The sequence below is a fragment of the Pseudomonas putida genome, from assembly GCF_001636055.1.
Taxonomy (GTDB): Bacteria; Pseudomonadota; Gammaproteobacteria; order Pseudomonadales; family Pseudomonadaceae; genus Aquipseudomonas; species Aquipseudomonas machongensis.
Genome location: NZ_CP011789.1, coordinates 1,362,572 through 1,388,059, shown reverse-complemented (window position 1 = coordinate 1,388,059; position 25,488 = coordinate 1,362,572). Strand labels below are relative to the sequence as shown.

The window sequence follows — 25,488 nt, the reverse complement described above, 5'->3', positions numbered from 1 at the left end:
GAATGCTTCTGCATCGGCTGAGGACAGGTGGTTCTTGAGGACCCGACGAGGAAATATTCGAGTGACAGACAAACCTGGAAAACACACGTCACCAGGGGATCATTTTCATGTCACATAACGGCAACCAAGCAGGCGGAAACTTTTTGACATGAATACGCCGCCTCTACGCATCACCCTCGTCAGCGAAACCTTCCCACCGGAGATCAATGGTGTGGCCAATACCCTTGGCCGCCTCAGTGAAGGCTTGCGCGTGCGCGGGCATCAAGTGGAAGTGGTGCGCCCACGCCAGGCCAGCGATGCACCGGGCAATAGCGACGACACGCTGCTGCTCTGTCGCGGTTGGCCACTGCCCGGATATCCCGGCCTGCAGTGGGGTGAGGTATCGATGCACAAACTGTGGCGACGCTGGCGTCGGTTGCGCCCGGATGTCCTGTACATCGCCACCGAAGGCCCGCTCGGGCTCAGTGCCCTGCGCGCGGCACGACGCCTGGGAATTGCCGTGGTCAGCGGTTTCCACACCAATTTCCCGCAGTATTCCGGCCAGTACGGCCTGGGCCTGCTGGCACGCCTGCTCACCCACTACCTGCGCTGGTTCCATCGCCGCACCGCGACCACCCTGGTACCCAGCGCCAGCCAGCGTCTGGAGCTGGAGCGACGTGGTTTCGAACGCCTGGCATTGATGGCGCGTGGCGTGGATGCGCAACTCTTCAACCCGGCACGGCGCAACCAGGCGCTGCGTGAGCAGTGGGGCCTTGGCCCGGATGACATCGCGGTGTTGCACGTCGGACGCCTGGCGGCGGAGAAGAACCTCGCCCTGCTGTTGCCTTGCATGCAGGCGCTGCACAAGAGCTATCCACAGCGACGCCTGCGCCTGGTCGTGGTCGGGGATGGGCCACTGCGCAACCAGATGCAGCAGCAGTTCCCCGATGCGGTGTTCTGTGGCGTGCAACGCGGCGAAGCCCTGGCCGAACATTACGCCTGCGGCGACCTGTTCCTGTTCCCCAGCCTCACCGAAACCTTCGGCAACGTGGTGCTCGAAGCACTGGCCTCGGGCCTTGCGGTAGTGGCGTACGACGAGGCCGCCGCCGCCCAGCATATCCGCCACGGACACAGCGGCGCGCTGGCCATGCCGGGGGATCAACCCGCGTTCATCGACGCCGCGTGCTGGCTGCTCGAAGATACCGAGACCCTGCGCAGGGTGCGCCTCAATGCCCGCCAGCACGCCAGCCGCCAGGGCTGGCAAGCGATCGTCGAAGAATTCGAGGCGCATTTGTACAGCGCCTGTCGGCAGACCGCCGCCCAGGGTAAGCGCGCGGCCACGCCGCTGACGATCAAGTCAGGCTCGACAGCGCCTCGCGGCTGAACGGCAGAATCTCTTCCTCACGCCCCTCGCGGACTTTCTGCGCCCACTGGGCATCCACCAGCAACGCACGACCGACTGCCACCAGGTCGAACTCCTCATCGCCCAAGCGCTGCAGCAGGCCCTCCAGGCTGGCCGGCTTGGCCACCTTGTCGGTGTCGACCATGAACTGCAGGAACTCGCCATCCAGACCAACGCTGCCAACGGTGATGGTCGGCTTGCCGGTGAGCTTGCGGGTCCAACCGGCCAGGTTCAGCGGCGAGCCGTCGAACTCCGGCTCCCAGAAACGGCGGGTGGAGCAGTGGAAGATATCCACACCGGCGTCGGCCAGCGGCTGCAGGAAGGCTGCCAATGCCTCGGGCGTTTCGACCAGGCGCGCGCTGTAGTCCTGCTGCTTCCATTGGGAGAAGCGGAAGATGATCGGGAAATCCGGCCCCACCGCAGCACGCACGGCCTGGACCAGCTCGATGGCGAAGCGCGAGCGTTGCGCCAGATCGCCGCCGTATTCGTCACTGCGCTGGTTGCTGGTGGCCCAGAAGAACTGGTCGATCAGGTAGCCATGCGCGCCGTGGATCTCGACGCCATCCATACCGATGGCCTTGGCATCGCGGGCAGCTTGTGCAAAGGCGGCGATGACCTCGCGGATGTCGTCGTGGGTCATTTCATGGACCACCACCTGGCCATCCTTGCTTTTACCGCTCGGACCGTAGCCCGGCACGCTGGCGTCCGGCTCGGTACCCAGGCGACGAACGCTGCCCACATGCCACAGCTGCGGAACGATGCGCCCGCCTTCGGCGTGTACGGCCTCGACCACCTTTTTCCAGCCAGCCAAGGCATCTTCGCCATGGAAGCGCGGCACATTCGGATAACCGTTGGCAGCCTTGTGATCGACCGTGGTGCCCTCGGTGATGACCAGGCCCACGCCAGCCGCAGCGCGGCGGCGGTAGTACTCGATGACGCCCTTGTGCGGTACGCCGCCAGGGCAGAAGGTGCGGGTCATCGGCGCCATGACCACACGGGTCGGCAACTCGAGGGTGCCCAGGGTGAAGGGCTGAAACAGTGGGTTGCTGGACATGCGGCGCTCCCGATGAGGTAAGGAAATGCGCCTGAGCTTAGAGCCAGCCGAATGGCGGGCACAGCATTATTGATTTGAGTGATTGATCAGGATATGGCGCAGCTTGCTCCTGCGCCTTTGAGAAAACCGAGCGGCGGATCGCCGCTCCAGCATGCATCAGGCCAGCGCCTTCTCGACCGCCTGAACCACCGCCGGATCGTCCGGCGCAGTGCGTGGCGCGAACCTCGCCAGGACGCGGCCGTCCTTGCCCACCAGGAACTTCTCGAAATTCCAGGTGATATCGCCAGGGAACTCCGCACCCTCGCCAGCCAGCAGGCGGTACAGCGAATGACGCTCAGGCCCGTTGACCTCGAGCTTGGCGCTCAAGGGGAAGCTGACGCCATAGTTCAGGCTGCAGAACTTCTGGATCTCGTCTTCGGTGCCCGGTTCCTGGCCGGCAAACTGGTTGCACGGCAGGCCGAGCACGCTGAAGCCCTGGCCCTTGAACTGCTGGTGCAGCTTTTCGAGCGACGCGTACTGAGGCGTCAGGCCGCACTTGGATGCGACATTGACCACCAGCACCACCTGGCCCTTGAACGGTGCCAGCGGCAGGTCCTGGCCGTTCAGCGCCTTGAGCGTCAGATCGTGAAATGCACTCATCTTGATTCCCCTCTCAGATTGCCGGTTGCCGCTGGGGCGAATTGCGCCCACTAAAAAGGCGCGCGACCAAGCCGTGCACCCGCCCGTGGGGGTAGGTCGGCTTGCTCGAGCGCCTGACGACTCTCAGAGCTTAGCTGAGAAATCAGTGGTGATGGCCACCTTCACCGTGGATGTGACGGTGAGCGATTTCTTCTTCGCTGGCGTCACGCACGTTGACCACCTTGACCTGGAAGTTCAGGCGCTGGCCTGCCAGAGGGTGGTTGCCGTCGACGGTCACGTCGTCGCCGTCGATGTCGCGGATGGTGACGATCTGCATCTGGCCGTCCGGCGCCGAAGCATGGAACTGCATGCCGACTTCCAGTTGGTCGACACCTTCGAACATGCTGCGGTTCAGGGTGCTGACCAGCTCGGCCAGGTACTCGCCATAGGCGTCTTCCGGCTCGATGGCAACGGTCAGTTCGTCACCGGCCTGCTTGCCTTCCAGGGCTTTTTCCAGGCCCGGGATGATGTTGGCGGCACCGTGCAGGTAGACCAGTGGCGCGCCACCGGCGGAGCTGTCGATGGTCTCCCCGGCGTCGTTGGTCAGGGTATAGTCGATGGAGACTGCCTTGTTGGCGGCGATCAGCATGGGGCAAGACCTTTTGCAAAAGAATGTAGAGCGCACAAGTGTAACCAAGGCCTCGCCCGATTGCGAACGCGCGGCGGCTGGCGAACGGCCCATCAGTCGGATCATCGGCTTTCACCAGGACGAGGAAGGCCATTGGGTGGTCGAGCTGTCCTGCGGTCATACCCAGCACCTGCGCCACCAGCCGCCGTGGCAGGCGCGCCCCTGGGTGCTGGATGCGCACGAGCGCACCCGGCGCATCGGCCAGGCTTTTGCCTGCGGCTGGTGCGCGAACGGGGCCGATAGCGCTACCCTTGGCCGTTGATTCCTTGCACCGCTTATTCCGAGAAGCACGCATGCAGACATTTTTCATCGCGCCGACCGACTTTGGTGTCGGCCTGACCTCCATCAGCCTCGGCCTGGTACGCGCCCTTGAGCGCGGCGGCCTGAAGGTGGGTTTCTTCAAGCCAATCGCCCAGCCGCATCCCGGCGATACCGGCCCCGAGCGGTCCAGCGAGCTGGTCGCGCGCACCCACGGCATCAAGCCACCCACGCCGCTGAGCCTGGCCCAGGTCGAGCGCATGCTGGGCGATGGCCAACTCGACGAACTGCTCGAAGCAATCATCCGCCTGTACCAGCAAGCCTGCGTCGGCAACGACGTGGTGGTGGTCGAGGGCATGGTGCCGACCCGTCATGCCAGCTACGCGGCGCGGGTCAACCTGCACCTGGCCAAGAGCCTGGATGCCGAGGTGATCCTGGTCTCGGCACCGGAGAACGAGGTGCTCAGCGAGCTGTCCGGGCGCGTCGAGTTGCAGGCCCAGCTGTTCGGTGGCCCGCGCGACCCGAAAGTGCTCGGGGTCATTCTCAACAAGGTCCGCACCGACGAAAGCATGGCCGATTTCGCCACGCGCCTGCGCGAGCATTCGCCGCTGCTGCGCGGCAACGACTTCCGCCTGCTCGGCTGCATCCCCTACCAGGCCGACCTCAACGCCCCGCGCACCCGCGATGTGGCCGAGTTGCTCGGCGCCCAGGTACTCAATGCCGGCGACTACGAACAGCGGCGGATGAACAAGATCATCATCTGCGCACGCACCGTGGCCAACACCGTGCCGTTGCTCAAGCCGGGCACCCTGGTAGTGACGCCCGGGGATCGCGACGACATCATCCTCGCCGTGAGCCTGGCAGCGATCAACGGCGTTCCACTGGCCGGGCTGCTGCTGACCAGCGACAGCAAGCCTGACCCGCGCATCCTCGAACTGTGCCGCGGCGCCCTGCAGGCCGGCCTGCCGATCCTTTCGGTGAGCACCGGCTCGTACGACACCGCCAACCAGCTCAACTCGCTGAACCGCGAGATCCCGGTGGACGACCGCGAGCGTGCCGAGTTCATCACCGACTTCGTCGCCAGCCACCTCGACGCCCACTGGTTGCACCAGCGTTGTGGCACGCCGCGAGAGATGCGCCTGTCGCCAGCGGTGTTCCGCTACCAGCTGATCCAGCGCGCGCAGCAGGCCAACAAGCGCATCGTCCTGCCCGAGGGCGCCGAACCGTTGCTGGTGCAGGCCGCCGCCATCTGCCAGGCGCGCGGCATCGCGCGCTGCGTGTTGCTGGCCAAGCCCGAGGAAGTCGAGGCGGTGGCCCGTGCCCAGGGCATTACCCTGCCAGCCGACCTGGAAATCCTCGACCCCGAGCTGATTCGCGCACGCTACGTCGAGCCGATGGTCGAGCTGCGCAAGAGCCGCAACCTCAACGCCCCGATGGCCGAGCAGCAGCTGGAGGATCCGGTGGTGATCGGCACCATGATGCTGGCGCTGGATGAAGTCGACGGCCTGGTTTCAGGGTTGGTGCACTCCACCGCCAATACCATCCGCCCGGCCCTGCAACTGATCAAGACCGCACCGGACTGCAGCCTGGTGTCGTCGGTGTTCTTCATGCTGTTCCCCGAGCAGGTGCTGGTGTACGGCGACTGCATCATGAACCCGCACCCCAGCGCCGTGGAGCTGGCGGAGATCGCACGGCAAAGCGCCGAATCGGCGCAGGCCTTCGGGATTACCCCGCGCGTGGCGATGCTCAGTTATTCGAGCGACTCGGCGGCCAGTGACGAGGAAGTGGAGAAGGTGCGCGAAGCCACGCGCCTGGCGCAGCAGGCGGAACATGACCTGCTGATCGACGGGCCGTTGCAGTACGACGCCGCAGCCAATCCGGAGATTGCCCGGCAGTTGGCACCGCACAGCCAGGTTGCGGGCCGCGCCACGGTGTTCGTGTTCCCGGACCTGAACACTGGCAACACCACGCACAAGGCGGTGCAACGCAGTGCCGACTGCGTAAGCCTTGGGCCGATGCTGCAGGGGCTGCGCAAGCCAGTGAACGACTTGCCGCGCGGTGCGCAGGTGGACGATATCGTGCACACCATCGCGTTGACGGCGATCCAGGCCAGTCACGTGCGCTGAAACGCATCGCGGGACAAGTCGGTGCGCCGACTTGTCCCGCGACAGGGCCGCAAAGCGGCTGGGTTAAAGGTCAAGGGTACTGCTGGACGGTGCCCTGCTGGTCATACTGCTGGCCAGGGATCGGCTTCAGGTTGACCTCGACGCGACGGTTCTGCGCCCGCCCATTGGCATCGGCGTTACTGGCGATCGGCTGGTCCGGGCCCATGCCTCGTACCGACACCCGCGAAGCATCGACACCCTGCGAGGTCAGGTAGGTGCTGACGGCCTGCGCGCGACGCTGCGACAGGTCCATGTTGTGCTGGCGGCTGCCGGTGCTGTCGGTGAAGCCAACCACTTCGATGGTGTTCTGGTTGAACTGCTTGAACGAGCTGGCGAGGTTGTTCAGCGGCGAGTAGAAGCTTGGGGCGATATTCGCCGAATCGGTCGCGAAGGTGATGTTACCTGGCATGATCAGCTTGATCTGGTCCCCCTGGCGCTGCACTTCGACACCGGTGTTGGCCATCTGCGCACGCAGCTCGGCTTCCTGCTTGTCGGCATAGTAGCCATAACCGGCGGCGGCGGCGCCTACCGCAGCAGCGCCGATCAGCGCACCCTTGCCACGGTGGTTGTGATCGATGGCCGCACCCGCGATGGCACCGGCCAGTGCACCCAGGCCACCGTACTTGGCAGTCTTGCTCATCCCTGTGGAGCCGCCCTGCGCCTGGCCCTGGTTGTCGTAGGGGTTCTGGCCGGCACAGCCGGTCATCAGGGCAGCAGCGGTAGCGACGATAATCAGACGACGCATGGTGAACATGGACAAGCTCCTGGTGAAATTCAAAAGTGCAGCGGATCGTATGCGGATCAGTGCCAGCCTTGGATTGCAGCGACGCGGAAAAATTCCATGAAACTTCACGCCCGCACGAACGGGTTCTCACGCATCTCTTCGCCGAGGCGAGTGTCCGGCCCATGGCCGGTCACCACGATCGCCTCTTCATCCAGGCGATACAGCCGCTCCTTGATGGAACGAACGATAGCCCGTTGATCGCCCCCCCACAAATCGGTGCGCCCCACGCCACGCCGGAACAGGGTGTCGCCGGCAATCAGCAGCTTGTGTTCGGCAAACCAGAAACTCATCGAGCCCGGCGTATGCCCGGGTGTGTGCAGCGCCACGCCACAGCCGCAGGCCAGCGCTTCGTCATCGGCGAGCCAGCGGTCCGGGGCAGGTACCGGCGTGTAAGGCACACCGAACATCTGGCACTGCATCTCCAGGTTGTCCCACAGCGGCTGGTCGTCCTTGTGTAGGTGCAGGGTCGCACCGGTCAGCTCCTTGAGCCTGCCGGAAGCCAGGAAATGATCGAAGTGGGCGTGGGTATGGATGATGCTCACCAGCGTCAGGCCATGCTGTTGCAGGCGAGCGAGAATCTTCTGCTCGTCGCCCCCCGGATCGACGACGATGGCCTTCTTGCTGACCGGGTCGCCGATCAGCGTGCAGTTGCACTGCAGGGGACCTACGGGAAAGGTTTCGCGGATCAGCGATACAGGGATAGGGGTCATGGGAGTCCAGCTCCAAGCGACTTCACGCTCATTCAAATAAGGTTTGTACGCGCGCCAGCGCATCATCAATGACAACGTCGGGAACAGACTCGATACGTCGGGCACCACGTGCCTCGAGATCCAGCGTACGCAACTGGTTGCACAACACCACGCCCTGGGTTCGCGTACCTGCCCCGCTGAGCGTGACTGCAAACCCGGCATGTCGGGCGAAATCCCCACCTTGAGTGATCGGGACTACCACCGCCAGGCCCGCGGCATTGTAGGCAGCCGGTGTGAGCACCAGAACCGGACGCATCGCACCTTGCTGCTCGCGTCCGACCACAGGCTCAAGATCGACTCGCACAATATCGCCCCTGGCGAATCCCACCCGCCTCATACCTCACGACCAACAGGACGAATGGCGTTCCACGCCGCGAGCTCATCCGGCTCGGGTGCATCGAGATCGCACTGGGCCATCAGCTCCTCAAGCTTGTACTTGGGTTTTGATCGGACGGGCTTGAGAACCAGCGACCCGGTGGCGGTATCCAGGCTGAGGACGGAGCCCACGCTCAGGCGCATCTGCTTGAGAATGGTCGATGGCAGGCGAATGGCAGCACTGTTGCCCCATTGTTGAATCTTGACTTCCATAAGTATCTCCAAAGGTAGATACATAGTAGAAACCCTCCAGATGATTGCAAGTAACCTGTAGAAACAACGTGTCTACATTGTCATCTGAAGCGCTGCTTTTGAAGTCATGAACTCGAGGTCAGGAGCTATCCCACAACGCAGTGGGAAGTGATACTCAAATAGCCAGAGTCAAGGCAAAAACAACCTGAACAACCCGCCACCCAGCGCACCACCGTTGGCGATTTCGATCCGCCCACGCACGCCGTTGCGCTCGTGCAGGGCGGCGATCCTGGCGGCGAAGTACAGGCCAAGGCCGGTGCTGCCGCTCTGCTGGTCGATGCCCTGCACGTAGTCCTGCTGACGCTCAAGCAAGCGCTGTGGATAACCGGCGCCATCATCGTTGACGCTGATCACCAACTGCTCGCCCTCCTCTTCGACGCTGATCAGCAGCGTGTGCCCGGCGTAGCGAATGGCGTTGGTCAGCACGTTGGCGACCACCGAGGCGACCAGTTCACGGTCGAAGAAGCCCAGCGGGCTTTCGGTGTCGATGCGCCAGGTCGCCAGCACGTCGCGGTGGCGGATGACTTCCTGCTGCGCGGCCAGTTGGGCTTCGACGAAATCCTCGAGCTCGTGGTAGTCGGGGCAGATCGGCAGCTGGTTGATGCCCAGCTTGTACAACCCCAGCAACTGCACCAGCATACCGTTGAGGTGGCGGAACTCGTGCTCCATCACCCCTTGTTCGCTGCCACTGCGGGACTGTTCGGGCAAACGCGCCAGCCACTGGTCGTGGGCCTGGATCAGGGCCGAAAGCGAGTTCTTCATGTCATGCACGGTGGAGGCAATCACCGTGGAAAAATCCAGCCCCTGCTCATCGCGGCTCATGCGCCGAACACTCGCACGTGCAGCTTGCGGTAGCGGTCGAAGCGGTTGTCGCTGGCGGGGATGCCGGCCACGCGGTTAAGGCAGTTGCGACATTCCTGCATAAGCGACTCCGACGGACTTTCGCCGCCGATACGCAGCAGCGCCTGGGCGGTATTGAGGGCGATACTGATGTTCTTCGGTTGCAACGACAGGGCCTTGCGGAACATCTCCAGAGCCTCGTTCAACTGGCCGCCCTGGTAACTGCGTACACCCTGGCGGTTGAGATCCACGGCTTCGGTGACAGCGCCGAGCACGCTCGGGTCGTCAGTCACCTTGGCCACACTCTGCATCACTTTCGGGTCATCGCCATAGGTTTCCACGCAGCCCTTGAGGATCGAAGTCCCGGCCGACTCCTGGCCCAGCGCCTTGAGCTGCCTGGCCACGGTCAGTGCGGCATCGACCGAGAAGAACTGGTCCATCTTGTCCAGGCGCTGCATGGCCTGCTCGGTGAGCTTGGCCGCGGTTTCCGCATCGCCGGCCTGCTGCAGGCTGGCAGCCTTCATCAGCCGGGCGCGCACCTGCAGGCCCTGGTCCTCGGTGTTTTCCTTGGCGACTTCGCTGAGCACGGTATTGATCTCGACCCGCGTGCGCGCATCGAGGCCATTGCCGGCGTTCTTGTTCATCAGCGCCTGGACCAGGCCCAGGTTGCTCTCGGCGCTCTTGTAACGCGAGCTCTGCCCCTGGCTGACGGCATGCCGGTATGCCTTGGATGCGCCTTCGTAGTCTTCGTTGTCCAGCGCCAGCTTGCCCAGCGCTGCTTGGCGACGCACCGCCAGCGGCGACAGGCGCACCGCCTCTTCGAGCATGTGCTGGGCGCGCTTGTTGTCGCCTTTGGCCACCAGCACTTCGGCCAGCCCGTCGTACAGCCCAGGCATGATCGGGAAGGCTTTGAGCGCTTGCTCATAGACGCCCTGGGCCTGTTCGTACTGGCCACGCTTGTGCATCAGGCTGCCCAGCGCCGAATACACCCAAGGCTGCGGGCGGCTGGCAAGAATGTTGGTAAGAAACTTTTCCAGGTCGTCGAAGCGATTGAGGTCGCGCAACGCATCGGCCCGGTAGCGCAGGCACAACGGCGCGAAACGCGGATCCTGCTTGCACAGCTCGGCGCAGGCCGCCAGCACCTCTGCCGGGCGCCCGCGGTCCAGCGCCTGGAGGATCGGCTTGAGCAGGGTCTTGCGCTGCACCAGCTTTTCCAGCCGCTGGGCCAGGCCCAGGCGGTTGAACGGTTTGGTCAGATAGGCGTCCGGTTCATGCTCGATGGCGCTGAGGACAATCGACTGGCTGCTTTCGGCCGTGACCATGATGAACACACATTCATGGCTGATGAGCTTGTCCAGCAGCAGGTCCTCGAGCACCTGCTGGCCGTTCTTCTTGCCATCGCCCAGGTGGAAGTCCTGGAGAATGAAGTCATAGCGCTTCTGCGCGCACATCCGCAGGGCCTGCTCGCCGCTGTCGGCGGTGTCCACGTCGCGCACACCCAGCTCGCGCAGCATGGAGCGCGTCGAGGTGCGAAAGTCGGTGAAGTCGTCGACGATCAGAAAGCTTTTTTGCCCATACTGCAGCATCAACACGACCTGTATTGAGAAGAGGTGGAAAAAGACCTGCGGCGACTGTGCCCGGCGAAAGCTGTATCGGCCGGGCGGCGGGAAAGATGAGACTGGGAAGTCAGCGCATGACAAAACAATGGCAACTAGCCATCATTTTAACTGCAAGGCGCTTTCTAGACCAGCAGGCCAAGCGATTTGGCCCGTGCCACGGCTTGCGTGCGGCGCTCGACGCCCAGCTTGCTGTTGATATGGCTGGCGTGGGTCTTGACGGTGTGCAGGGAGATGAACAGGCGCTCACTGATCTGCTGGTTGGAGCAGCCTTGGGCGATCAGTTCCAGTACCGCCAGCTCACGGCCACTGAGCGCCTCATTGCTGGCCACGGTGACAGGCGGAGTCTGCGGCAGGCGTGCCAGCAGTTCGGCCTGGACCGGGCACACGGGGCTGGCGGCGAGCTGCTCACGCAACCATATCGGGCGTTCTTCCAGCAACCGCTGGAAAGCATGCAAGGCACCGCCACGCGCGGCCTCAAGCGCTTTGCCCAGCAACTTGCCCGCTTCCTGTTCGCGCCCCTGCGCCAGCAACAGCTCAACCAACTGGCAGAGCGCGCTGACCGCCAGCATCATTCCACCACTGGCCTGCCCCTGCGCGACCAGCGCCCGCAAGCGCTGCTCGGCAGGCTCCGGTCGTGCCAGGGTACGTTCCAGCAACGCTTGTTGAAGCTCGATATGCAGTGGCAGCAATGGATGAAATTCCGGTGCCGCGGCCGGTTGCTCGCCGCCGTAGGTCTGCCCCAGGCGCAGCAGCCAGGACTCGGCAAGGTCGGTGCGGCCCTGGGCCAGCCAGAGCTCGCATTTCACCAGCGTGATCATGGCCAGATAGAAGATCGGCGGCACGTCCCAGATATGCATCAATCGCTCGGCCTCGGCGAGCTCCGCAAAGGCCTCGGCGAAGCGCCCGTCGCGCCCCTCCAGCGAGGCGATCACGCAATGGCCGATCAGCACGCTGATATCACGGCAGGCCCGTGCTTCGCTCAGCCCGGCGCGCAACCGCGCCCGCCCCTGGCCTGGTTGCAGGCGCGAGGCATACAGGTAGCCTTCGTAGAGAATCAACCGGGCGCGCACGGCGTACAGGCGCTGCCCCGACAACCCCTGCAGACGCTGCAACCCCTGACGCACCTCGTCCAGGGCGCGCAACACTTCGCCCCGGGCGTGCAACACCCTGGCGCGATCGTAATGGGCCAGGGCCTCGAACAACGGATTGCCAACACGCTGGGCCAACTCCAGCGCCTCACGGTTCCAACCCCGCGCCCGCCAGAAGTCCCCGTCGGCAATGGCCAGGTTGGACAGCGTCGACAGGCACACCAGCCGCTGGCCATAGCGCTTGCAGGGCAGGCTCTGCAGGGCTTCCTCGCAGTAGGCCAGGGTCCGCTCGCGATCGCCGCGGCCGCGTGCGATCACGCCGCTGAGCGCCAGCCACTGGGCGAGCATGGACTTCTGTGCGGTCGCCGAGGGCGCTGGCAGGAAACGGCTGAGATAGGCCGCCAGTTCTTCGGCTGCATCCAGCTGGCAGGCCAGACCCAGTGCCCAGCTGTACAGCACGATCAGGCGTGGCGTGCTGATCAGCAGGCTGTCTGGCAGGTCCATCTTCCAGCGCAGCAGCATGCCGACGTTCTGTTCGGCCAACAGTTGCTCTTCGGAAAGGCTCTGCACCAGATCGGCGGCGACATCCAGAGAACCCGCACGCAAGGCCTGCTCCACCGCTTCATCGAGCAGCCCCTGGCGCTCGAACCAGCGGCAGGCTCGCAGGTGCAGCGCCGCCGAAGGCTCGCTGGCCTGGCGACTGCGCAGCAGGTCGGAGAACAGGTGGTGATAACGGAACCACCGGCCGTGCTCATCCAGCGGCACCAGGAACACCTGGTGAGCCTGCAGGTAGCGCAGGATCGCCGCACTGTCCTCACGCTCGCGCAGGGCGTCGCACAGTTCGGTGCAGAAGCGCTCCTGGCAGGCGGTGTCGTAGAGGAAAGCCTGGACTTCTACCGGGAGGATCTCGATGACCTCTTCGAGCAGGTAATCGCGGATCAGCCCTTCGCCACCGTGCAGCGCCTGGGGCAAGGCATGGTCCTCGCCCGACTCGCTGGTCGCCAGCTGCCAGAAACGCAACCCGGCGACCCAGCCGTCGCTGCGCTGGATCAGGTTGTCCAGCGCCTGGCCACGCAGGCCGGTGGGCTGGCGGCCAATCACGGCAAGGGCTTCATCGGAGGTCAGGCGCAGGTCTTGTTCGTTGAGCTCGGCCAACTGGCGCGACAGGCGCAGCCGCGCCAGGTGCCAGTCAGGGCGCTGGCGGCTGGTGACCAGCAATGCCAGGCCCGGGGGCAAATGGTTGAGGAAGAACTGCAGGCAGCGATCGAGAACCGGCCCCTGGGCAAGATGGTAGTCATCCAGCACCAGCAGCAGCGGCGTGTCGGCGTTCAGGTAGAGCGCCAGCTCGTCGAGCAGGCTGTCGAGCCACTCCTCGAAGGCGAACGGCTGATGGCGCTGGCGCATCTTCAGCAGCCCCATGGCCTGACCGCCCAATGCCGGGCAGAACTGCTGCAAGCCTTCGAGCAGGCGCTCGAGGAAACGACCGGGGTCGGCGTCGCGCTGGCTCAGGCCCAACCAGAGGCTGCGCCAGTGGCTGGGCAACTGCTGGCAGAACTCGATGGCCAGCGAACTCTTGCCGAACCCCGCCGGTGCGTTGACCAGCAGCAGCCGCCCATCCAGACCCGCTTCGAGACGCTGGCACAAGCGCGCGCGCAGCACATGCCCGTCCGGCAGCGGTGGCCGGAAGAAACGCCCGTCCAGCAGACCAAGGGCCTGGCTGGCGACTCCATGCGTACGGGACAAATCTGTCATGGCCGACTCGTTCTGGTTGGAAGATCACGGCGATACGGATTGTTGCGAGCCTAGCGGCTATTGCGACGCATTTGAAGATGATCAAAACGCTTGAGAAGGAAAAGACTACGACAAAAAGCAACAACACTGATGGACATCAGTGAGATCTATTGCACGGCATAGCACAGACCGCCCCAGAACGGGCGCAGAGGCTCAGCGAGGTTCGAGCCAGACCAGCGAAGCGAAACGCCCGCCCTGCGGGGTGCGCCGATAGGAGAAGAAACGCGGGTCGCTGACCGTGCAGAACCCTCCGCCATAGACGGCCGTCACGCCGCGCGCGGCCAGGCGGATACGCGCCAGGGCATAGATGTCGGCGATCAGCTTGTCGGGGCGTTGGCCCGCGACGAAGGCACTGGCGGCCTCTGGATGCACGGCGGTGAACGCATCGCGCACTTCCAGGCCCACTTCGAACGCCTGCGGGCCGATAGCCGGGCCCAGCCACACCAGCACCTCTTCAGGCGCCAGCGCCAGACGATCAAGGGTGGCTTCCAGCACACCACCGGCCAGCCCGCGCCAGCCAGCATGTGCGGCCGCCACACGCGTACCGGCGCGATCGCAGAACAGCGCAGGCAAACAATCGGCGGTCATCACGGTACAGGCGATACCGGGCTGGTCGGTCCAGCTGGCATCCGCTTCGGCTACCACGGCCGGATCGGCGTCGGCCACGACCAGGCCATGCACTTGCTTGAGCCAGGCCGGCTGGATAGCGAACTCAGCGCCCAGGCGACGGCGGTTCTCGGCGACCGCTGCAGGATCGTCGCCCACGTGGTCACCCAGGTTGAAGGTTTCGTAGGGTGGCAGGCTGACGCCGCCCTCTCGTGTGGTGACGCAAGCGCGAACCGAGGCCGGGGCCGGCCAGTCGGGGAAGATCAGCGATTGCGTCAGCTCGCTCATCCGATAAAGCTCTCGCGGTCCTGATCGAGCAGCGACAGCAGCCACATGAAGTCGTCCGGCAGAGGCGATTTCCACTCCATGCGCTCACCGGTCGTCGGATGATCCAGCGCCAGGAAGCGCGCGTGCAGGGCCTGGCGAGGGAAGTGCTTGACCGCCTCGACCATGGCCACGCTGGCGGCAGGCGGGATGCGGAAGCGACCACCGTAGGTCTGGTCGCCCACCAGCGGGAAGCCGACATGGGCCATGTGCACACGAATCTGGTGGGTACGCCCGGTCTCCAGCTTGACCCGCACGTGGGTGTGCGAACGGAAACGCTTGAGCACGCGATAGTGGCTGACCGCCGGCTTGCCGCCATCGGTGACCGCCATGCGCTGACGCATGCCGCCGTGGCGACCGATCGGTGCATCGATCTTGCCACCGGCCGTCACCACGCCCACCACGATGCATTCATAGATGCGGCTGACCGAGCGTTTCTGCAACTGGTCGACGAGGTTGGTCTGCGCCTGCAGCGTCTTGGCGACCACCATCAGACCGGTGGTGTCCTTGTCCAGGCGGTGGACGATGCCGGCGCGCGGCACGTTGATGATGTCCGGCACATGGTGCAGCAGGGCGTTGAGCAGGGTACCGCTGGCATGCCCCACAGCCGGGTGGACCACCAGCCCGGCAGGCTTGTTGATCACCAGGATCTGGTCGTCTTCATAGACGATGTCCAGCTCGATGTCCTCTGCCTCCCATTCACCCTGTGCCTCCTGTTCGGCCTCCAGGGCGAGAACGGAGCCGGTGTGGACGGTATCGCGCGGGCGCAGCACCGCACCATCGACGGTCAGGCGGCCTTCCTTGATCCACGAAGTCAGGCGCGAACGCGAGTACTCGTCGAACAATTGGGCGGCGACCTGGTCGAGGCGTTGGCCGCCCAGCTCGGACGGGACCTCTGCACTAAGTTGAATGATCTCGGACATGCTCGAATCGATGGGCTTACAGCCTTTGGTTTCGGCTGCGTGCTTGTGGTTAAATACGGCTTCTTTTGCCCCGGGGTTGGCCGGGGGCGCTCATCATAACAGGACGGCACCGCCCAAGACAGCGGCCGTCAAAGGACGCAAGCCGCCATGCAAGTGAAACACCTGCTGCTGATCGCCATCCTCGGGCTCACTGCTGCCTGTTCCTCGAACAAGGAAGTCATTGACGAGAACCTCAGCGAAGCCGAGTTGTACCAGCAGGCGCAGGCCGACCTGGACAACCACAGCTACACCAGTGCCGTGAACAAGCTCAAGGCCCTGGAATCGCGCTACCCGTTCGGCCGCTACGCCGACCAGGCCCAGCTCGAGCTGATCTACGCCAACTACAAGAACACCGAGCCTGAGGCCGCGAAGTCCGCTGCCGAGCGCTTCATCCGCCTGCACCCGCAGCACCCGAACGTCGACTACGCCTATTATCTGAAAGGCCTGACCTCGTTCGACCAGGACCGCGGCCTGCTGGCGCGCTTCCTGCCGCTGGACATGACCAAGCGCGACCCGGGCGCGGCGCGCGACTCGTACAACGAGTTCGCCCAGCTCACCAGCCGCTTCCCCAACAGCCGTTACGCCCCGGACGCCAAGCAGCGCATGATCTACCTGCGCAACCTGCTGGCCTCCTACGAAATCCACGTCGCCGACTACTACCTGAGCCGTGAGGCTTACGTCGCCGCCGCCAACCGTGGCCGCTACGTGGTGGAGAACTTCCAGGAAACGCCATCGGTTGCCGACGGCCTGGCCGTGATGACCGAGGCCTACCAGAAAATGCACCTGGACGACCTGGCCGCCACCAGCCTGGAAACCCTCAAGCTCAACTACCCGAACCACCCGAGCCTGGTCGACGGCCAGTTCGTACCCAAGCAGGGCGAGTCCGACGGCCGCTCCTGGCTGTCCAAGGCCACCCTGGGCCTGATCGAGACCGACACGCCGCTGCCACCGGGTGAAACCCGCGCCAACCAGGACGTGGTCCGTCAGTTCAAGGACGCCCGTTCGGAAATGCCAGCCGACCTGCTGCCCAAAGACGAAAACGGCGACCCGATCCTGCCGGAAGGTCCGAAGGACGCCGAGGTGGATCGTTCCTGGTTCAGCTACCTGACCTTCGGTCTGTTCGACTGACAGATCGCGCAACGAGAAAGGGAGGCCCAGGCCTCCCTTTTTTCATGGCCGCGCCCTAGACTGTGGCCTCTTCATTCACGACAAGCTGGACACCATGGTTCGCCTACTCTTCTGGATCGCCCTGATCGCCGCCGCGTTCTGGCTGTGGCGCAAATTCAAGATCAGCCAGCAGTCACGTCCCGAGCCACGCCTCGAAGACCCCTTGACCATGGTGCGTTGCGCCCATTGCGGCGTACACCTGCCCAATGACCGGGCGCTCAAGCTCGGCAAGGACTGGTACTGCAGCCAGGCCCACCTCGAACAGGGTCCTGGCCGACAAGGCTGATCGCACAGAACGAGCTCTCCCTTGTGGGAAAGCGGGTTTGCCCGCGCCCACGGGGGGGCAGTTTCAGATTTTCGAGCCCGCCTCACTTATCCCTCCCCGACCCTTTCACTCCATTTGCGACCCCTGCTCCCCCGCCACCATTGACCCCTTCCAGCAAAACTCGCTAAATCCTATTTATCCGCATAAATATGAAAAATAGCGAAATGCTCAAACCCAAACGCAAGCGCCAGAAGCTCTCCGACGTCATCGTCGAATCGGTCAAGCGCTCGATCGTCACGGAGGCCCTGCGCCCAGGCGATCGCCTGCCCACCGAACGCGAGCTGATGGAGCACTTCGAATGCTCCAAAGGGACCGCCCGCGAGGCGCTCAAGGCCCTGGAGGTCGAAGGGCTGGTCAACACCCGCACCGGCCCTACCGGCGGCGCCTATCTCGCTGAAGTCGGCACCGAGCCCGCCAGTCGCGCGCTGCGCAACTACCTGCACTTCCAGCATCTGGACGGCGAACAGGTCTACCAGCTGCGCAAGGTCATCGAGGTCGAGCTGGCAGTGGCCGTGATGGGCCAGCTCAGCGACGCCGACTACGCTGCGCTGCAGGCCAACATCGACTACTGCAGCACCCCGGAAGACAGCGAACAGGGCCAGCGCGAACAGCGCCTGGCGGAGATCGAATTCCACACCTTGCTGGCGCGCCGCTGCCCCAATCCACTGCTGCGCTTCATGGCGGTGTTCCTCAACGACCTGCTGCGCGACCTGGTGGTGCTGAAGAAGGCCTACCTGCCCAAGCGCCAGGCGTTCGCCGCTGCCAACATCGACTACCACAAGCAACTGCTGGTCGCCCTGCGCGCCAGCGACGAGAAGGCCGTGCGCCGGCTGATGCACGAACACATGTGCGACGCCGAACACCATATGACCGCGCTGGAGGGCGAGGTCGAACGCAACTTCCTGCTGGAGTTCGAACACCACCACTGATCCAGCCCGCACAGAGGCCTGCTCAAAGGCCCGGCCGTACCCGCTTTGCCATTGCCACTCCTGCCTAATAACCAGAACCAAGGAGTTATCCATGCAAAGACGTACCCTGCTCAAGGCAGGTCTTGCCCTGGGTGCCCTCGGCAGCCTCCCCCTGGGAGCGCAGCGGGCATTCGCCGAACAGCCGCTGGTCTTCTACGGGCTCAAGTCGATGTCCGGCGCCTTCGCCAGCTATGGCAAGTACGCCGACATGGGCTCGCGCCTGGCCATCGCCGAGCATCCGCAACTGCTGGGGCGGCCGCTGCAGTACAAGGTCATCGACACCGAAGGCAATGCCGGCAAGGCGGTGCGCAAGGTGCAGGAAGCCATCGGCCAGGACGGTGCGAGATTCTTCCAGGGCTGCACCCTGTCTTCGTCGGCCCTGGCCGTGTCCAAGGAAATCAACAAGGCCGGCGGCGTGTTCATGACCCCGGTCGGCGCCGACGAGATCACCGGCAAGGATTGCAATCTGTCGACATTCCGCTGGTCGGTCCCGACCTACGGCGCGATTCGCGAAACCCTGGTGCCGATGATTCGCCAGCTGCCGCAAGCCAAGCGCTGGTACACCATCACCCCGCAATACGTGTTCGGCGATGCGCTGCTGGACAATGCGCGCAAGGTTTTTGCCGAGTTCGGTGTCGAGCACATCGGCAACAGCTACCACTCACTGCAGGAGCAGGAGTTCTCCGGGTACCTGACCAATGCCATCGCCGCCAAGCCCGACGTGCTGGTGCTGCTGAACTTCGGCAGCCAGTCGTCCAACGCCCTGCGCCAGGCGGTCAATTTCGGGATCAAGGAGCGGATGAAGGTGCTGCTGGTCTGGTCGGCAGGGCTCGACCAGTTCCAGGAGCTGGGCAGCGACGTGCTCGAAGGGGTCTACCTGGGTGCCCAGTACTGGCATCAGGTGGATACGCCGCTGAACAAGGCACTGGTCGCCGCCACGCAGAAGGCCTACGGGATCAACCCCAACTATCCGCTGGCTGCCGACTACATCGGCACCAAGGTCATGCTCGACGCCATCGTCCAGGCGGGCACCTTCGACGGCGCCAGCGTCGCCAGGGCCTTGCAGGGCATGCGTTTCCAGGGCCCTACCGGCGAAGAGCTGATCCGCCCTGGTGATCACCAGGTACTCAAGGACTACTACCTGCTGCGCGGCAAGCCCCAGGGCCAGTTGCGCGACGAGGACGACCTGGCTGAAGTCATCAGTTCGGGCCGCTCGTTCGTCGAGGTCGATCACACCGGTTGCGCCTTGGCCTGAGGCTACGGCGCCAGTCAAACACACCTGTACAGGCAGCCGCGCCGCGCGCTGTCGAGGGCACGCTCATGCTCGAATTGTACCTGTTCCAACTGCTCAACGGCCTGGGCCTGGGGATGATCTACTTCCTCATCGCCGTGGGCCTGACGATCATTTTCGGCCTGCTCAACTTCGTCAACTTCGCCCATGGGGCGTTCTTCCTGCTCGGCGCCTACCTGTGCTACACCGCCGTGGCCCTGACCGGCAACTTCTGGCTGGCACTGCTGATCGCACCGTTGGTCGTGGCAGCGCTGGCCTGGGCGGTCGAGCGCCTGCTGATCAAGCGCATCTACCACCTGCCGCACACCTTCCAGATCCTGGTCACCCTGGGCATCGCGCTGATCATCCAGGAAGCCTCGGTACTGATCTGGGGGCCGGTGGGCAAGAACATCGCCGTACCGCCGGAGCTTCGTGGCGTGATCATTCTGGGCGACTTCATCTACCCCTACTACCGCCTGTTCCTGATCGGCTTCGCCGCGCTGATCGGCCTGGCCCTGTGGCTGCTGCTCGAACGCACGCGTTTCGGCGCCCTGGTACGCGCCGGCAGCGAGAGCACCGAAACCGTGTCGCTGCTGGGCACCAACATCTTCCGCCTGTTCTCCCTGACCTTTGCCCTCGGCGTGGGTCTGGCCGGTGTCGCCGGGGTGCTGTTCGCGCCGTTGCGTGGTGCCCAGCCCTTCGTCGGCCCGGAGATCCTCGGCATCGCCTTCGTGGTGGTGGTGATCGGCGGCATGGGTTCGTTCGGCGGCGCGCTGGTCGGTGGACTGCTGGTCGGCGTGGTGCAAAGCATGATGACCAGCCTCTGGCCGCAAGGCGCCAGCCTGATGATCTACGGGGCGATGGCCGCGGTGATCCTGGTCCGTCCCTATGGCCTGTTCGGGAGAGCATGATTGATGAGCGAGAAGAATCCACTACCGGCCGGGCCGCGCACGCCCGTCCTGCTGTTGCTGGTGGTCGCCAGCCTGGTGCTGCTGCCGCTGGTGCTGCCCTCGGCCACGCTGGCCACCGAGATCCTGATCTTTGCCCTGGCGGCGCTCGCCTGCAACCTGCTGTTGGGCTACACCGGCCTGCTGTCATTCGGCCAGGGCATTTTCTTCGGCGTGGGTGCCTATGGCGCGGCACTGCTGATGATCCACCTGAAATGGGGACTGTTCGCCGCGCTGCTGGGCGCTGCGGTATTCGGTGCGTTGCTGGCGCTGCTGGTCGGCGCACTGGCGATCCGGCGCAAGGGCATCTACTTCGTCATGCTGACCCTGGCCTTCAGCCAGATGGCGTACTTCCTGGCCTACACCCTCAGCGGCTGGACCGGTGGCGACAATGGCCTGCTCGACGTGCCACGGCCGAATGTCGAAGTCTTCGGCCACGTGCTGGTCGACCTGGGCAACCCTCGGCACTTCTATGCCTTCGTCGCCCTGCTGTTCCTGCTGATTTTCGCCTTCGCCCTGCGGGTGATCCGCTCGCCCTTTGGCAGCACCTTGCTGGCGATCCGCGAGAACGAGACCCGCGCGGCGGCGATCGGCTACGACACCCGCCACTTCAAGATTCTGGTGTTCATGCTGTCCGGCGCCATCACCGGTATCGCCGGGGCGCTGTACGCCATGCTGCTGCACTTTGCGCCGCTGTCGAACATCGACCTGATGATGAGCGAGAACATCCTGATCATGACCATCATCGGCGGCACCGGCTCGCTGTTCGGCTCGCTGCTGGGGGCCGGCGCCATCGTGGTACTGGGCGATGTGCTGTCGGAGCTGTGGCCACGCTGGCTGATGCTGCTCGGGCTCATCCTGATCCTGGTGGTGGTGTTCATGCGTGGCGGCCTGTGGGGCGGCCTGGCCGAGCTGGGCAAGCGCCTGCGTCCGGGGCGTGCGTTGTCGACCAAGACCAAGGAGACCTTGTGATGAGCGAGTTCCTGCTGGAAACCCGCAACCTGGAGCTGGCCTACGGACCGTTCCGCGCGGTCGGCGGTGTCGACCTGAAAGTCCGGCCTGGCACCATCCACACGGTCATCGGCCCCAATGGTGCCGGCAAGACCAGCCTGTTCCACTGCCTGACCGGCGAACGCCAGGCTACCGCCGGCAGCATCCTGTTCAATGGCCGCGACATCGTCCGCAAGCCCTCCCATGGACGCGTGGCCCTGGGCATGGCGCGCTCGTTCCAGCTCACCAGCCTGTTCCAGAACCTCTCGGTGCGCGAGAACCTGCGCCTGGCCGCCCAGGGCCGCGACGGCCTGGGCGCGCTGAACTTCTGGCGCAGCGTCGAGCACAAGCGCAGCCACTGGGACACCGCCGACCAGGTGCTCGAGCGCCTGAAACTCACAGGCCGTGCCGACACCCTCGCCGGCGAACTCTCCCATGGCCAGCAGCGCGTACTGGAAGTCGGCATGTCGATCTGCGCCAAGCCGAGCCTGCTGATGCTCGACGAGCCCACCTCCGGCATGGGCATCGACGACATCCCGCTGATGACCGAACTGATCAGCGATCTGGGCCGCGACCACACCGTGCTGCTGATCGAGCACAACATGAGCATCGTCATGTCGATCAGCCAGCGCATCACCGTCATGAGCCACGGCCAGATCCTGGTCGAGGGCACCCCGGACTTCGTACGCAACGACGAACGCGTGCGCACCGCCTACCTTGGAGAGGCCGCCTGATGCTCAACGTCGACTCGATCCATTCCTACTACGACAAAAGCCACGTGCTCGAAGGCGTCTCCCTGCAGGTCGGCGCCGGCGAACTGGTGACCCTGCTCGGGCGCAACGGTGCCGGCAAGACCACTACCTTGCGCAGCATCCTCGGCATTGTCCGACCTCGCCAGGGCCAGATCAGCTTCGATGGTCAGCCTCTGGTCGGCCGCGAAATCTTCGATATCGCCCGCCGGGGCATCGCTCTGGTGCCGGAACATCGCGGCATCTTCCGCCAGCTCAGTGTCGAGGAAAACCTGAAGATCGCCACGCGCAAGGAGAGCCGCTGGCAGTTGCGCGACGTCTACGCGATGTTCCCGCGCCTGGAAGAGCGCCGCCGTAACGGTGGCTTCGCGCTGTCGGGCGGCGAGCAGCAGATGCTGGCGATCGCCCGCGCCCTGCTCAACGGCCCGCGCCTGCTGATCCTCGATGAGCCGACCGAGGGGCTGGCACCGGTGATCGTCGACGAGCTGGTGAAGATCCTGCGGCGAATCAAGGACGAAGGCCTGTCGATCCTGCTGGTGGAGCAGAACCTGATGGTCTGCGATGCCTTGGCCGACCGTCACTACGTGCTCGAACAGGGCCGCGTGGCCTACCAGGGCACCGCCGCACAGTTTCGCGACGACCCGAGCATCAAGAACCGTTACCTGGCGCTGAGTGCCTGATTTCAGGCCTTGCTCTGTATCGGCCTCTTCGCGGGCAAGCCCGCTCCCACTGGGATATCGCCACAAGCAGCCCGCGAAGAAGGCCTCTAATTGCTACAGGAGAGACGCACCATGAACACCCGCATCGATCCCTCGCAACACCTGCTCGGCCAGGGCGCCCTGGTCAACCGCGAGCGCCTCTGGCAATCGCTGATGGACCTGGCCCGGCTCGGTGCCACGGCCAAGGGCGGTGTATGCCGCCTGGCGCTGACCGATCTCGACCGCCAGGCCCGCGACCTGTTCGTGCGCTGGTGCGAAGAGGCTGGCTGCACGGTCAGTGTCGACGCCATCGGCAACATCTTCGCCCGCCGCGCAGGACGCAACCCGGCACTGGCGCCGGTCATGACCGGCAGCCATATCGATACCCAACCCACCGGCGGCAAGTTCGACGGCTGCTACGGCGTCATGGCCGGGCTCGAAGTGGTGCGCACCCTCAATGACCTTGGCCTGCAGACCGAGGCCCCGCTGGAAGTGGTGGTGTGGACCAACGAAGAAGGCTCGCGCTTCCCACCGTGCATGATGGGATCGGGGGTGTTTGCCGGTAAGTTCGGTCTGCAGGAGACCCTCGACAAGGTCGACGAACAGGGCCTTTCGGTGGGCGCGGAGCTCCAGCGCATCGGTTACGCCGGCCCGCGGGTGCCCACCGGGCATCCGGTCGGCGCTTATTTCGAAGCGCATATCGAGCAGGGGCCTGTGCTGGAGGACCAGCGCACCACCATCGGTGTGGTTCAGGGCTGCCTGGGCCAGAAGTGGTTCGACCTGGTGTTCACTGGCGTCGAGGCCCATGCAGGCCCGACGCCGATGCACCTGCGCAAGGATGCGCTGGTTGGCGCTGCCGAGGTGGTGGCCGCAGTCAACCGCGTGGCCCACGCCCACCAGCCACATGCCTGCGGTACCGTCGGCTGCCTGAACGTGCACCCCGGTTCGCGCAACGTGATTCCCGGCCAGGTGCAGATGACCCTCGACCTGCGCCACCTCGACCCCGCCCACCTGGATGCGATGGTCGCCGAGGTGCGCGAGGTGATCGAGGCCAGTGCCGCCCGCCATGGCCTGAGTTTCGAGCTGGCCCCCACCGCCGACTTCCCTCCGTTGTACTTCGCCGAGCAATGCGTCGATGCGGTACGCCAGGGTGCGCGCGAATTGGGCTTGAGCCACATGGACATCGTCAGTGGCGCTGGCCACGATGCGATCTTCCTCGCCGAACTGGGCCCGGCCGGGATGATCTTCGTGCCGTGTGAAGGCGGCATCAGCCACAACGAAATCGAGAACGCCGCGCCGCAGGACCTGGCAGACGGCTGCGATGTGCTGCTGCGCGCCATGGTCCAGGCCGCCAACCCGGGAGCCCATTGAGATGACAGGCAAGACCGCCATCGGTGAATTCAGTGCCACCGAGCTGCTCGAACTGTACCGCAGCCGCCAGTTGTCCCCCCTCGAAGTGATCGACGACGTGCTGGCCCGCATCGACCTGCACAACCCCGCCGTCAACGCCTACTGCCATGTCGACGGCGAAGGTGCACGCGCCGCTGCCCGCGCCAGCGAACGCCGCTGGCAGCGTGGCGAGCCGTGCGGACGCCTGGACGGATTGCCCACGTCGATCAAGGACCTGACCTTGACCCGCGGCATGCCGACCCGCAAAGGCTCACGCACCAGCTCAGGCGTCGGACCATGGGAAGTCGATGCGCCCTTCAGCGCCTTCATGCGCGAGGCCGGCGCCGTGCTGGTGGGCAAGACCACCACGCCGGAGTTCGGCTGGAAAGGGGTCACCGACAACCCGTTGTACGGCATCACCCGCAACCCTTGGGATACCCGCCTGACCGCGGGCGGGTCGTCTGGCGGTGCGGCAGCAGCAGCGGCGCTCAACCTCGGCGTGCTGCACCAGGGCAGCGATGCCGGTGGCTCGATTCGAATCCCCTGCGCCTTCACCGGCACCTTCGGCATCAAGCCGACCTTCGGCTACGTACCGCAGTGGCCAGCAAGCGCCATGACCGTGCTGTCGCACCTGGGGCCGATGACCCGTACGGTGGATGACGCCGTGCTGATGCTCGACTGCGTAGCCCGCCCCGACCCCCGCGACGGCCTGGCCGGAGCCCCACGCCAGTCGCCCTGGCTGGACGACTCGACAGACCTGCGCGGCCTGCGTATCGCCTACAGCGCCGACTTCGGCTACATAAAGGTCGATCCGCAGATCTCGGCACTGGTGGCCCAAGCGGTGCAGCGCCTGGCGCGCCTGGGGGCGACGGTGGAGGAAGTCGATCCGGGCTTCAGCGATCCGTTGCAGACCTTCAATACCCTGTGGTTCGCGGGCGCGGCACGCTTGGCCAGTGGACTGAGCGAGGCACAACGGGACTTGCTCGACCCGGGCCTGCGCGGGATCGCCGAGCAGGGGGCTGGGATCAGCCTGGCCGATTACACCCAGGCACTGGAAGCACGTGCCGAGCTGATCGCGCAGATGAACGCCTTCCACCAGCGTCATGACGTGCTGCTTTCACCGATGCTGCCGCTGGTCGCTTTCGAAGCCGGGCACAACGTGCCGCCAGGGTCGGGCATGGCGCAGTGGATGGAATGGACGCCCTTCAGCTACCCGTTCAACCTGACCCAGCAGCCTGCGGCGTCGGTCCCCTGCGGCTTCACCCGCGAGGGGTTGCCGGTGGGGCTGCAAGTAGTGGGCGCGCGCTTTGCCGATGAACAGGTGCTCAGGGTGTGCAAGGTGTACGAACAGCATTACCCGAGTCGGCACCTGCAGGCGCCGCAGCGGCACTGAGGGTTGTGCAAGACACGCAGCGGCCTTGCGCGACCCGA

At 64.8% G+C, this 25,488-nt stretch carries 25 protein-coding genes; 13 read left to right on the top strand and 12 right to left on the bottom strand.

Features of this window, described 5'->3' with window-relative positions:
* Positions 1-148 precede the first annotated feature (148 nt).
* The gene (locus AB688_RS06280) at positions 149-1,363 is read left to right on the top strand and encodes a glycosyltransferase family 4 protein (RefSeq protein WP_054895210.1); all 1,215 of its coding nucleotides are present in this window, start codon (positions 149-151) and stop codon (positions 1,361-1,363) included.
* On the opposite strand, the gene AB688_RS06275 is transcribed toward AB688_RS06280, so the two are convergent.
* The 3 genes from AB688_RS06275 to AB688_RS06265 form a co-directional block, all read right to left on the bottom strand.
* On the bottom strand, positions 1,332-2,435 hold the full coding sequence (locus tag AB688_RS06275; RefSeq protein ID WP_063542838.1) for an NADH:flavin oxidoreductase: 1,104 nt from the start codon (positions 2,433-2,435) through the stop codon (positions 1,332-1,334). The two genes, AB688_RS06280 and AB688_RS06275, sit on opposite strands and share 32 nt — an antisense overlap.
* 156 nt (positions 2,436-2,591) lie before the next feature.
* Entirely contained in the window at positions 2,592-3,074 is a 483-nt protein-coding gene (locus AB688_RS06270) for a glutathione peroxidase (RefSeq protein ID WP_054895208.1), read from the bottom strand.
* A 142-nt stretch (positions 3,075-3,216) separates the two neighbouring features.
* Positions 3,217-3,702 (bottom strand): FKBP-type peptidyl-prolyl cis-trans isomerase, encoded by a 486-nt coding sequence (locus tag AB688_RS06265; RefSeq protein WP_054925639.1) that lies wholly within the window; start codon positions 3,700-3,702, stop codon positions 3,217-3,219.
* Here AB688_RS06265 and AB688_RS06260 point away from each other — a divergent pair.
* The gene (locus AB688_RS06260) at positions 3,701-4,003 is read left to right on the top strand and encodes a DUF3565 domain-containing protein (RefSeq protein WP_054895124.1); all 303 of its coding nucleotides are present in this window, start codon (positions 3,701-3,703) and stop codon (positions 4,001-4,003) included. The genes AB688_RS06265 and AB688_RS06260 overlap by 2 nt on opposite strands.
* A 31-nt stretch (positions 4,004-4,034) precedes the next feature.
* The gene (gene pta / locus AB688_RS06255; RefSeq protein WP_063542836.1) at positions 4,035-6,125 is read left to right on the top strand and encodes a phosphate acetyltransferase; all 2,091 of its coding nucleotides are present in this window, start codon (positions 4,035-4,037) and stop codon (positions 6,123-6,125) included.
* Positions 6,126-6,195: 70 nt separating this feature from the next.
* Here the strand turns inward: pta and AB688_RS06250 are convergent, their stop codons facing one another.
* The 9 genes from AB688_RS06250 to rluD all read right to left on the bottom strand — a co-directional run bounded on the left by AB688_RS06250 (position 6,196) and on the right by rluD (position 15,515).
* Complete coding sequence (locus AB688_RS06250; RefSeq protein ID WP_054895122.1) at positions 6,196-6,918, bottom strand: OmpA family protein; 723 nt, start codon at positions 6,916-6,918, stop codon at positions 6,196-6,198.
* A 95-nt stretch (positions 6,919-7,013) separates the two neighbouring features.
* Positions 7,014-7,658 (bottom strand): MBL fold metallo-hydrolase, encoded by a 645-nt coding sequence (locus tag AB688_RS06245; protein WP_054895121.1) that lies wholly within the window; start codon positions 7,656-7,658, stop codon positions 7,014-7,016.
* A gap of 28 nt (positions 7,659-7,686) precedes the next feature.
* Positions 7,687-8,034 (bottom strand): type II toxin-antitoxin system ChpB family toxin, encoded by a 348-nt coding sequence (locus AB688_RS06240; RefSeq protein WP_063542834.1) that lies wholly within the window; start codon positions 8,032-8,034, stop codon positions 7,687-7,689.
* The gene (locus AB688_RS06235; protein WP_063546635.1) at positions 8,031-8,285 is read right to left on the bottom strand and encodes an AbrB/MazE/SpoVT family DNA-binding domain-containing protein; all 255 of its coding nucleotides are present in this window, start codon (positions 8,283-8,285) and stop codon (positions 8,031-8,033) included. Before AB688_RS06235 ends, AB688_RS06240 begins: the two co-directional genes overlap by 4 nt.
* A 168-nt stretch (positions 8,286-8,453) precedes the next feature.
* Positions 8,454-9,146 (bottom strand): sensor histidine kinase, encoded by a 693-nt coding sequence (locus tag AB688_RS06230; RefSeq protein WP_063542832.1) that lies wholly within the window; start codon positions 9,144-9,146, stop codon positions 8,454-8,456.
* Positions 9,143-10,750, bottom strand: a complete 1,608-nt coding sequence (locus AB688_RS06225; protein WP_063542830.1) for a tetratricopeptide repeat-containing response regulator — start codon at positions 10,748-10,750, stop codon at positions 9,143-9,145. The genes AB688_RS06230 and AB688_RS06225 overlap by 4 nt, the downstream gene beginning before the upstream one ends.
* 155 nt (positions 10,751-10,905) lie before the next feature.
* A complete protein-coding gene (locus AB688_RS06220) occupies positions 10,906-13,623 on the bottom strand; it encodes a LuxR C-terminal-related transcriptional regulator (RefSeq protein WP_063542828.1) in 2,718 nt (905 codons plus the stop codon).
* 192 nt (positions 13,624-13,815) lie between these two features.
* Positions 13,816-14,556: a peptidoglycan editing factor PgeF gene (pgeF, locus tag AB688_RS06215; RefSeq protein ID WP_063542826.1), complete on the bottom strand. Its 741-nt coding sequence runs from the start codon at positions 14,554-14,556 to the stop codon at positions 13,816-13,818.
* Entirely contained in the window at positions 14,553-15,515 is a 963-nt protein-coding gene (rluD, locus tag AB688_RS06210) for a 23S rRNA pseudouridine(1911/1915/1917) synthase RluD (protein ID WP_063542824.1), read from the bottom strand. Before rluD ends, pgeF begins: the two co-directional genes overlap by 4 nt.
* A 147-nt stretch (positions 15,516-15,662) precedes the next feature.
* On the opposite strand from rluD, the gene AB688_RS06205 reads away from it, so the two are divergent.
* From AB688_RS06205 to AB688_RS06160, 10 genes are all read left to right on the top strand, one after another.
* A complete protein-coding gene (locus AB688_RS06205; RefSeq protein ID WP_054895114.1) occupies positions 15,663-16,682 on the top strand; it encodes an outer membrane protein assembly factor BamD in 1,020 nt (339 codons plus the stop codon).
* Positions 16,683-16,776: 94 nt separating this feature from the next.
* Positions 16,777-17,007 (top strand): PP0621 family protein, encoded by a 231-nt coding sequence (locus AB688_RS06200; protein WP_063542822.1) that lies wholly within the window; start codon positions 16,777-16,779, stop codon positions 17,005-17,007.
* A 203-nt stretch (positions 17,008-17,210) separates the two neighbouring features.
* Positions 17,211-17,975, top strand: a complete 765-nt coding sequence (locus AB688_RS06195) for a FadR/GntR family transcriptional regulator (protein WP_063542820.1) — start codon at positions 17,211-17,213, stop codon at positions 17,973-17,975.
* Positions 17,976-18,066: 91 nt separating this feature from the next.
* Positions 18,067-19,269, top strand: coding sequence for an ABC transporter substrate-binding protein (locus AB688_RS06190; RefSeq protein WP_054895111.1), 1,203 nt, complete (start codon positions 18,067-18,069; stop codon positions 19,267-19,269).
* A gap of 65 nt (positions 19,270-19,334) precedes the next feature.
* The gene (locus AB688_RS06185) at positions 19,335-20,195 is read left to right on the top strand and encodes a branched-chain amino acid ABC transporter permease (protein WP_054895110.1); all 861 of its coding nucleotides are present in this window, start codon (positions 19,335-19,337) and stop codon (positions 20,193-20,195) included.
* Positions 20,196-20,198: 3 nt separating this feature from the next.
* Positions 20,199-21,203 carry a branched-chain amino acid ABC transporter permease gene (locus AB688_RS06180; protein ID WP_054895109.1) on the top strand — a complete coding sequence of 335 codons (1,005 nt, stop codon included), beginning with the start codon at positions 20,199-20,201 and terminating at the stop codon, positions 21,201-21,203.
* On the top strand, positions 21,203-21,955 hold the full coding sequence (locus AB688_RS06175; RefSeq protein WP_054895108.1) for an ABC transporter ATP-binding protein: 753 nt from the start codon (positions 21,203-21,205) through the stop codon (positions 21,953-21,955). The genes AB688_RS06180 and AB688_RS06175 overlap by 1 nt, the downstream gene beginning before the upstream one ends.
* Complete coding sequence (locus tag AB688_RS06170; protein ID WP_063542818.1) at positions 21,955-22,650, top strand: ABC transporter ATP-binding protein; 696 nt, start codon at positions 21,955-21,957, stop codon at positions 22,648-22,650. Before AB688_RS06175 ends, AB688_RS06170 begins: the two co-directional genes overlap by 1 nt.
* 111 nt (positions 22,651-22,761) lie before the next feature.
* Entirely contained in the window at positions 22,762-24,039 is a 1,278-nt protein-coding gene (locus AB688_RS06165; protein ID WP_063542816.1) for a Zn-dependent hydrolase, read from the top strand.
* Position 24,040: 1 nt separating this feature from the next.
* The gene (locus tag AB688_RS06160) at positions 24,041-25,450 is read left to right on the top strand and encodes an amidase (RefSeq protein ID WP_063542814.1); all 1,410 of its coding nucleotides are present in this window, start codon (positions 24,041-24,043) and stop codon (positions 25,448-25,450) included.
* Positions 25,451-25,488: the final 38 nt, after the last annotated feature.

What these genes read in the sequence shown, in the direction of transcription:
- rluD (WP_063542824.1), bottom strand. Translation starts at nt 15,515, where the DNA reads ATGTCCGAGATCATTCAACTTAGTGCAGAGGTCCCGTCCGAGCTGGGC.
- AB688_RS06260 (WP_054895124.1), top strand. Translation starts at nt 3,701, where the DNA reads ATGGGGCAAGACCTTTTGCAAAAGAATGTAGAGCGCACAAGTGTAACC.
- AB688_RS06225 (WP_063542830.1), bottom strand. Translation starts at nt 10,750, where the DNA reads ATGCTGCAGTATGGGCAAAAAAGCTTTCTGATCGTCGACGACTTCACC.
- pta (WP_063542836.1), top strand. Translation starts at nt 4,035, where the DNA reads ATGCAGACATTTTTCATCGCGCCGACCGACTTTGGTGTCGGCCTGACC.
- pgeF (WP_063542826.1), bottom strand. Translation starts at nt 14,556, where the DNA reads ATGAGCGAGCTGACGCAATCGCTGATCTTCCCCGACTGGCCGGCCCCG.
- AB688_RS06220 (WP_063542828.1), bottom strand. Translation starts at nt 13,623, where the DNA reads ATGACAGATTTGTCCCGTACGCATGGAGTCGCCAGCCAGGCCCTTGGT.
- AB688_RS06170 (WP_063542818.1), top strand. Translation starts at nt 21,955, where the DNA reads ATGCTCAACGTCGACTCGATCCATTCCTACTACGACAAAAGCCACGTG.
- AB688_RS06185 (WP_054895110.1), top strand. Translation starts at nt 19,335, where the DNA reads ATGCTCGAATTGTACCTGTTCCAACTGCTCAACGGCCTGGGCCTGGGG.
- AB688_RS06235 (WP_063546635.1), bottom strand. Translation starts at nt 8,285, where the DNA reads ATGGAAGTCAAGATTCAACAATGGGGCAACAGTGCTGCCATTCGCCTG.
- AB688_RS06205 (WP_054895114.1), top strand. Translation starts at nt 15,663, where the DNA reads ATGCAAGTGAAACACCTGCTGCTGATCGCCATCCTCGGGCTCACTGCT.
- AB688_RS06180 (WP_054895109.1), top strand. Translation starts at nt 20,199, where the DNA reads ATGAGCGAGAAGAATCCACTACCGGCCGGGCCGCGCACGCCCGTCCTG.
- AB688_RS06230 (WP_063542832.1), bottom strand. Translation starts at nt 9,146, where the DNA reads ATGAGCCGCGATGAGCAGGGGCTGGATTTTTCCACGGTGATTGCCTCC.
- AB688_RS06240 (WP_063542834.1), bottom strand. Translation starts at nt 8,034, where the DNA reads ATGAGGCGGGTGGGATTCGCCAGGGGCGATATTGTGCGAGTCGATCTT.
- AB688_RS06195 (WP_063542820.1), top strand. Translation starts at nt 17,211, where the DNA reads ATGCTCAAACCCAAACGCAAGCGCCAGAAGCTCTCCGACGTCATCGTC.
- AB688_RS06275 (WP_063542838.1), bottom strand. Translation starts at nt 2,435, where the DNA reads ATGTCCAGCAACCCACTGTTTCAGCCCTTCACCCTGGGCACCCTCGAG.
- AB688_RS06200 (WP_063542822.1), top strand. Translation starts at nt 16,777, where the DNA reads ATGGTTCGCCTACTCTTCTGGATCGCCCTGATCGCCGCCGCGTTCTGG.
- AB688_RS06165 (WP_063542816.1), top strand. Translation starts at nt 22,762, where the DNA reads ATGAACACCCGCATCGATCCCTCGCAACACCTGCTCGGCCAGGGCGCC.
- AB688_RS06270 (WP_054895208.1), bottom strand. Translation starts at nt 3,074, where the DNA reads ATGAGTGCATTTCACGATCTGACGCTCAAGGCGCTGAACGGCCAGGAC.
- AB688_RS06280 (WP_054895210.1), top strand. Translation starts at nt 149, where the DNA reads ATGAATACGCCGCCTCTACGCATCACCCTCGTCAGCGAAACCTTCCCA.
- AB688_RS06175 (WP_054895108.1), top strand. Translation starts at nt 21,203, where the DNA reads ATGAGCGAGTTCCTGCTGGAAACCCGCAACCTGGAGCTGGCCTACGGA.
- AB688_RS06245 (WP_054895121.1), bottom strand. Translation starts at nt 7,658, where the DNA reads ATGACCCCTATCCCTGTATCGCTGATCCGCGAAACCTTTCCCGTAGGT.
- AB688_RS06265 (WP_054925639.1), bottom strand. Translation starts at nt 3,702, where the DNA reads ATGCTGATCGCCGCCAACAAGGCAGTCTCCATCGACTATACCCTGACC.
- AB688_RS06250 (WP_054895122.1), bottom strand. Translation starts at nt 6,918, where the DNA reads ATGTTCACCATGCGTCGTCTGATTATCGTCGCTACCGCTGCTGCCCTG.
- AB688_RS06190 (WP_054895111.1), top strand. Translation starts at nt 18,067, where the DNA reads ATGCAAAGACGTACCCTGCTCAAGGCAGGTCTTGCCCTGGGTGCCCTC.
- AB688_RS06160 (WP_063542814.1), top strand. Translation starts at nt 24,041, where the DNA reads ATGACAGGCAAGACCGCCATCGGTGAATTCAGTGCCACCGAGCTGCTC.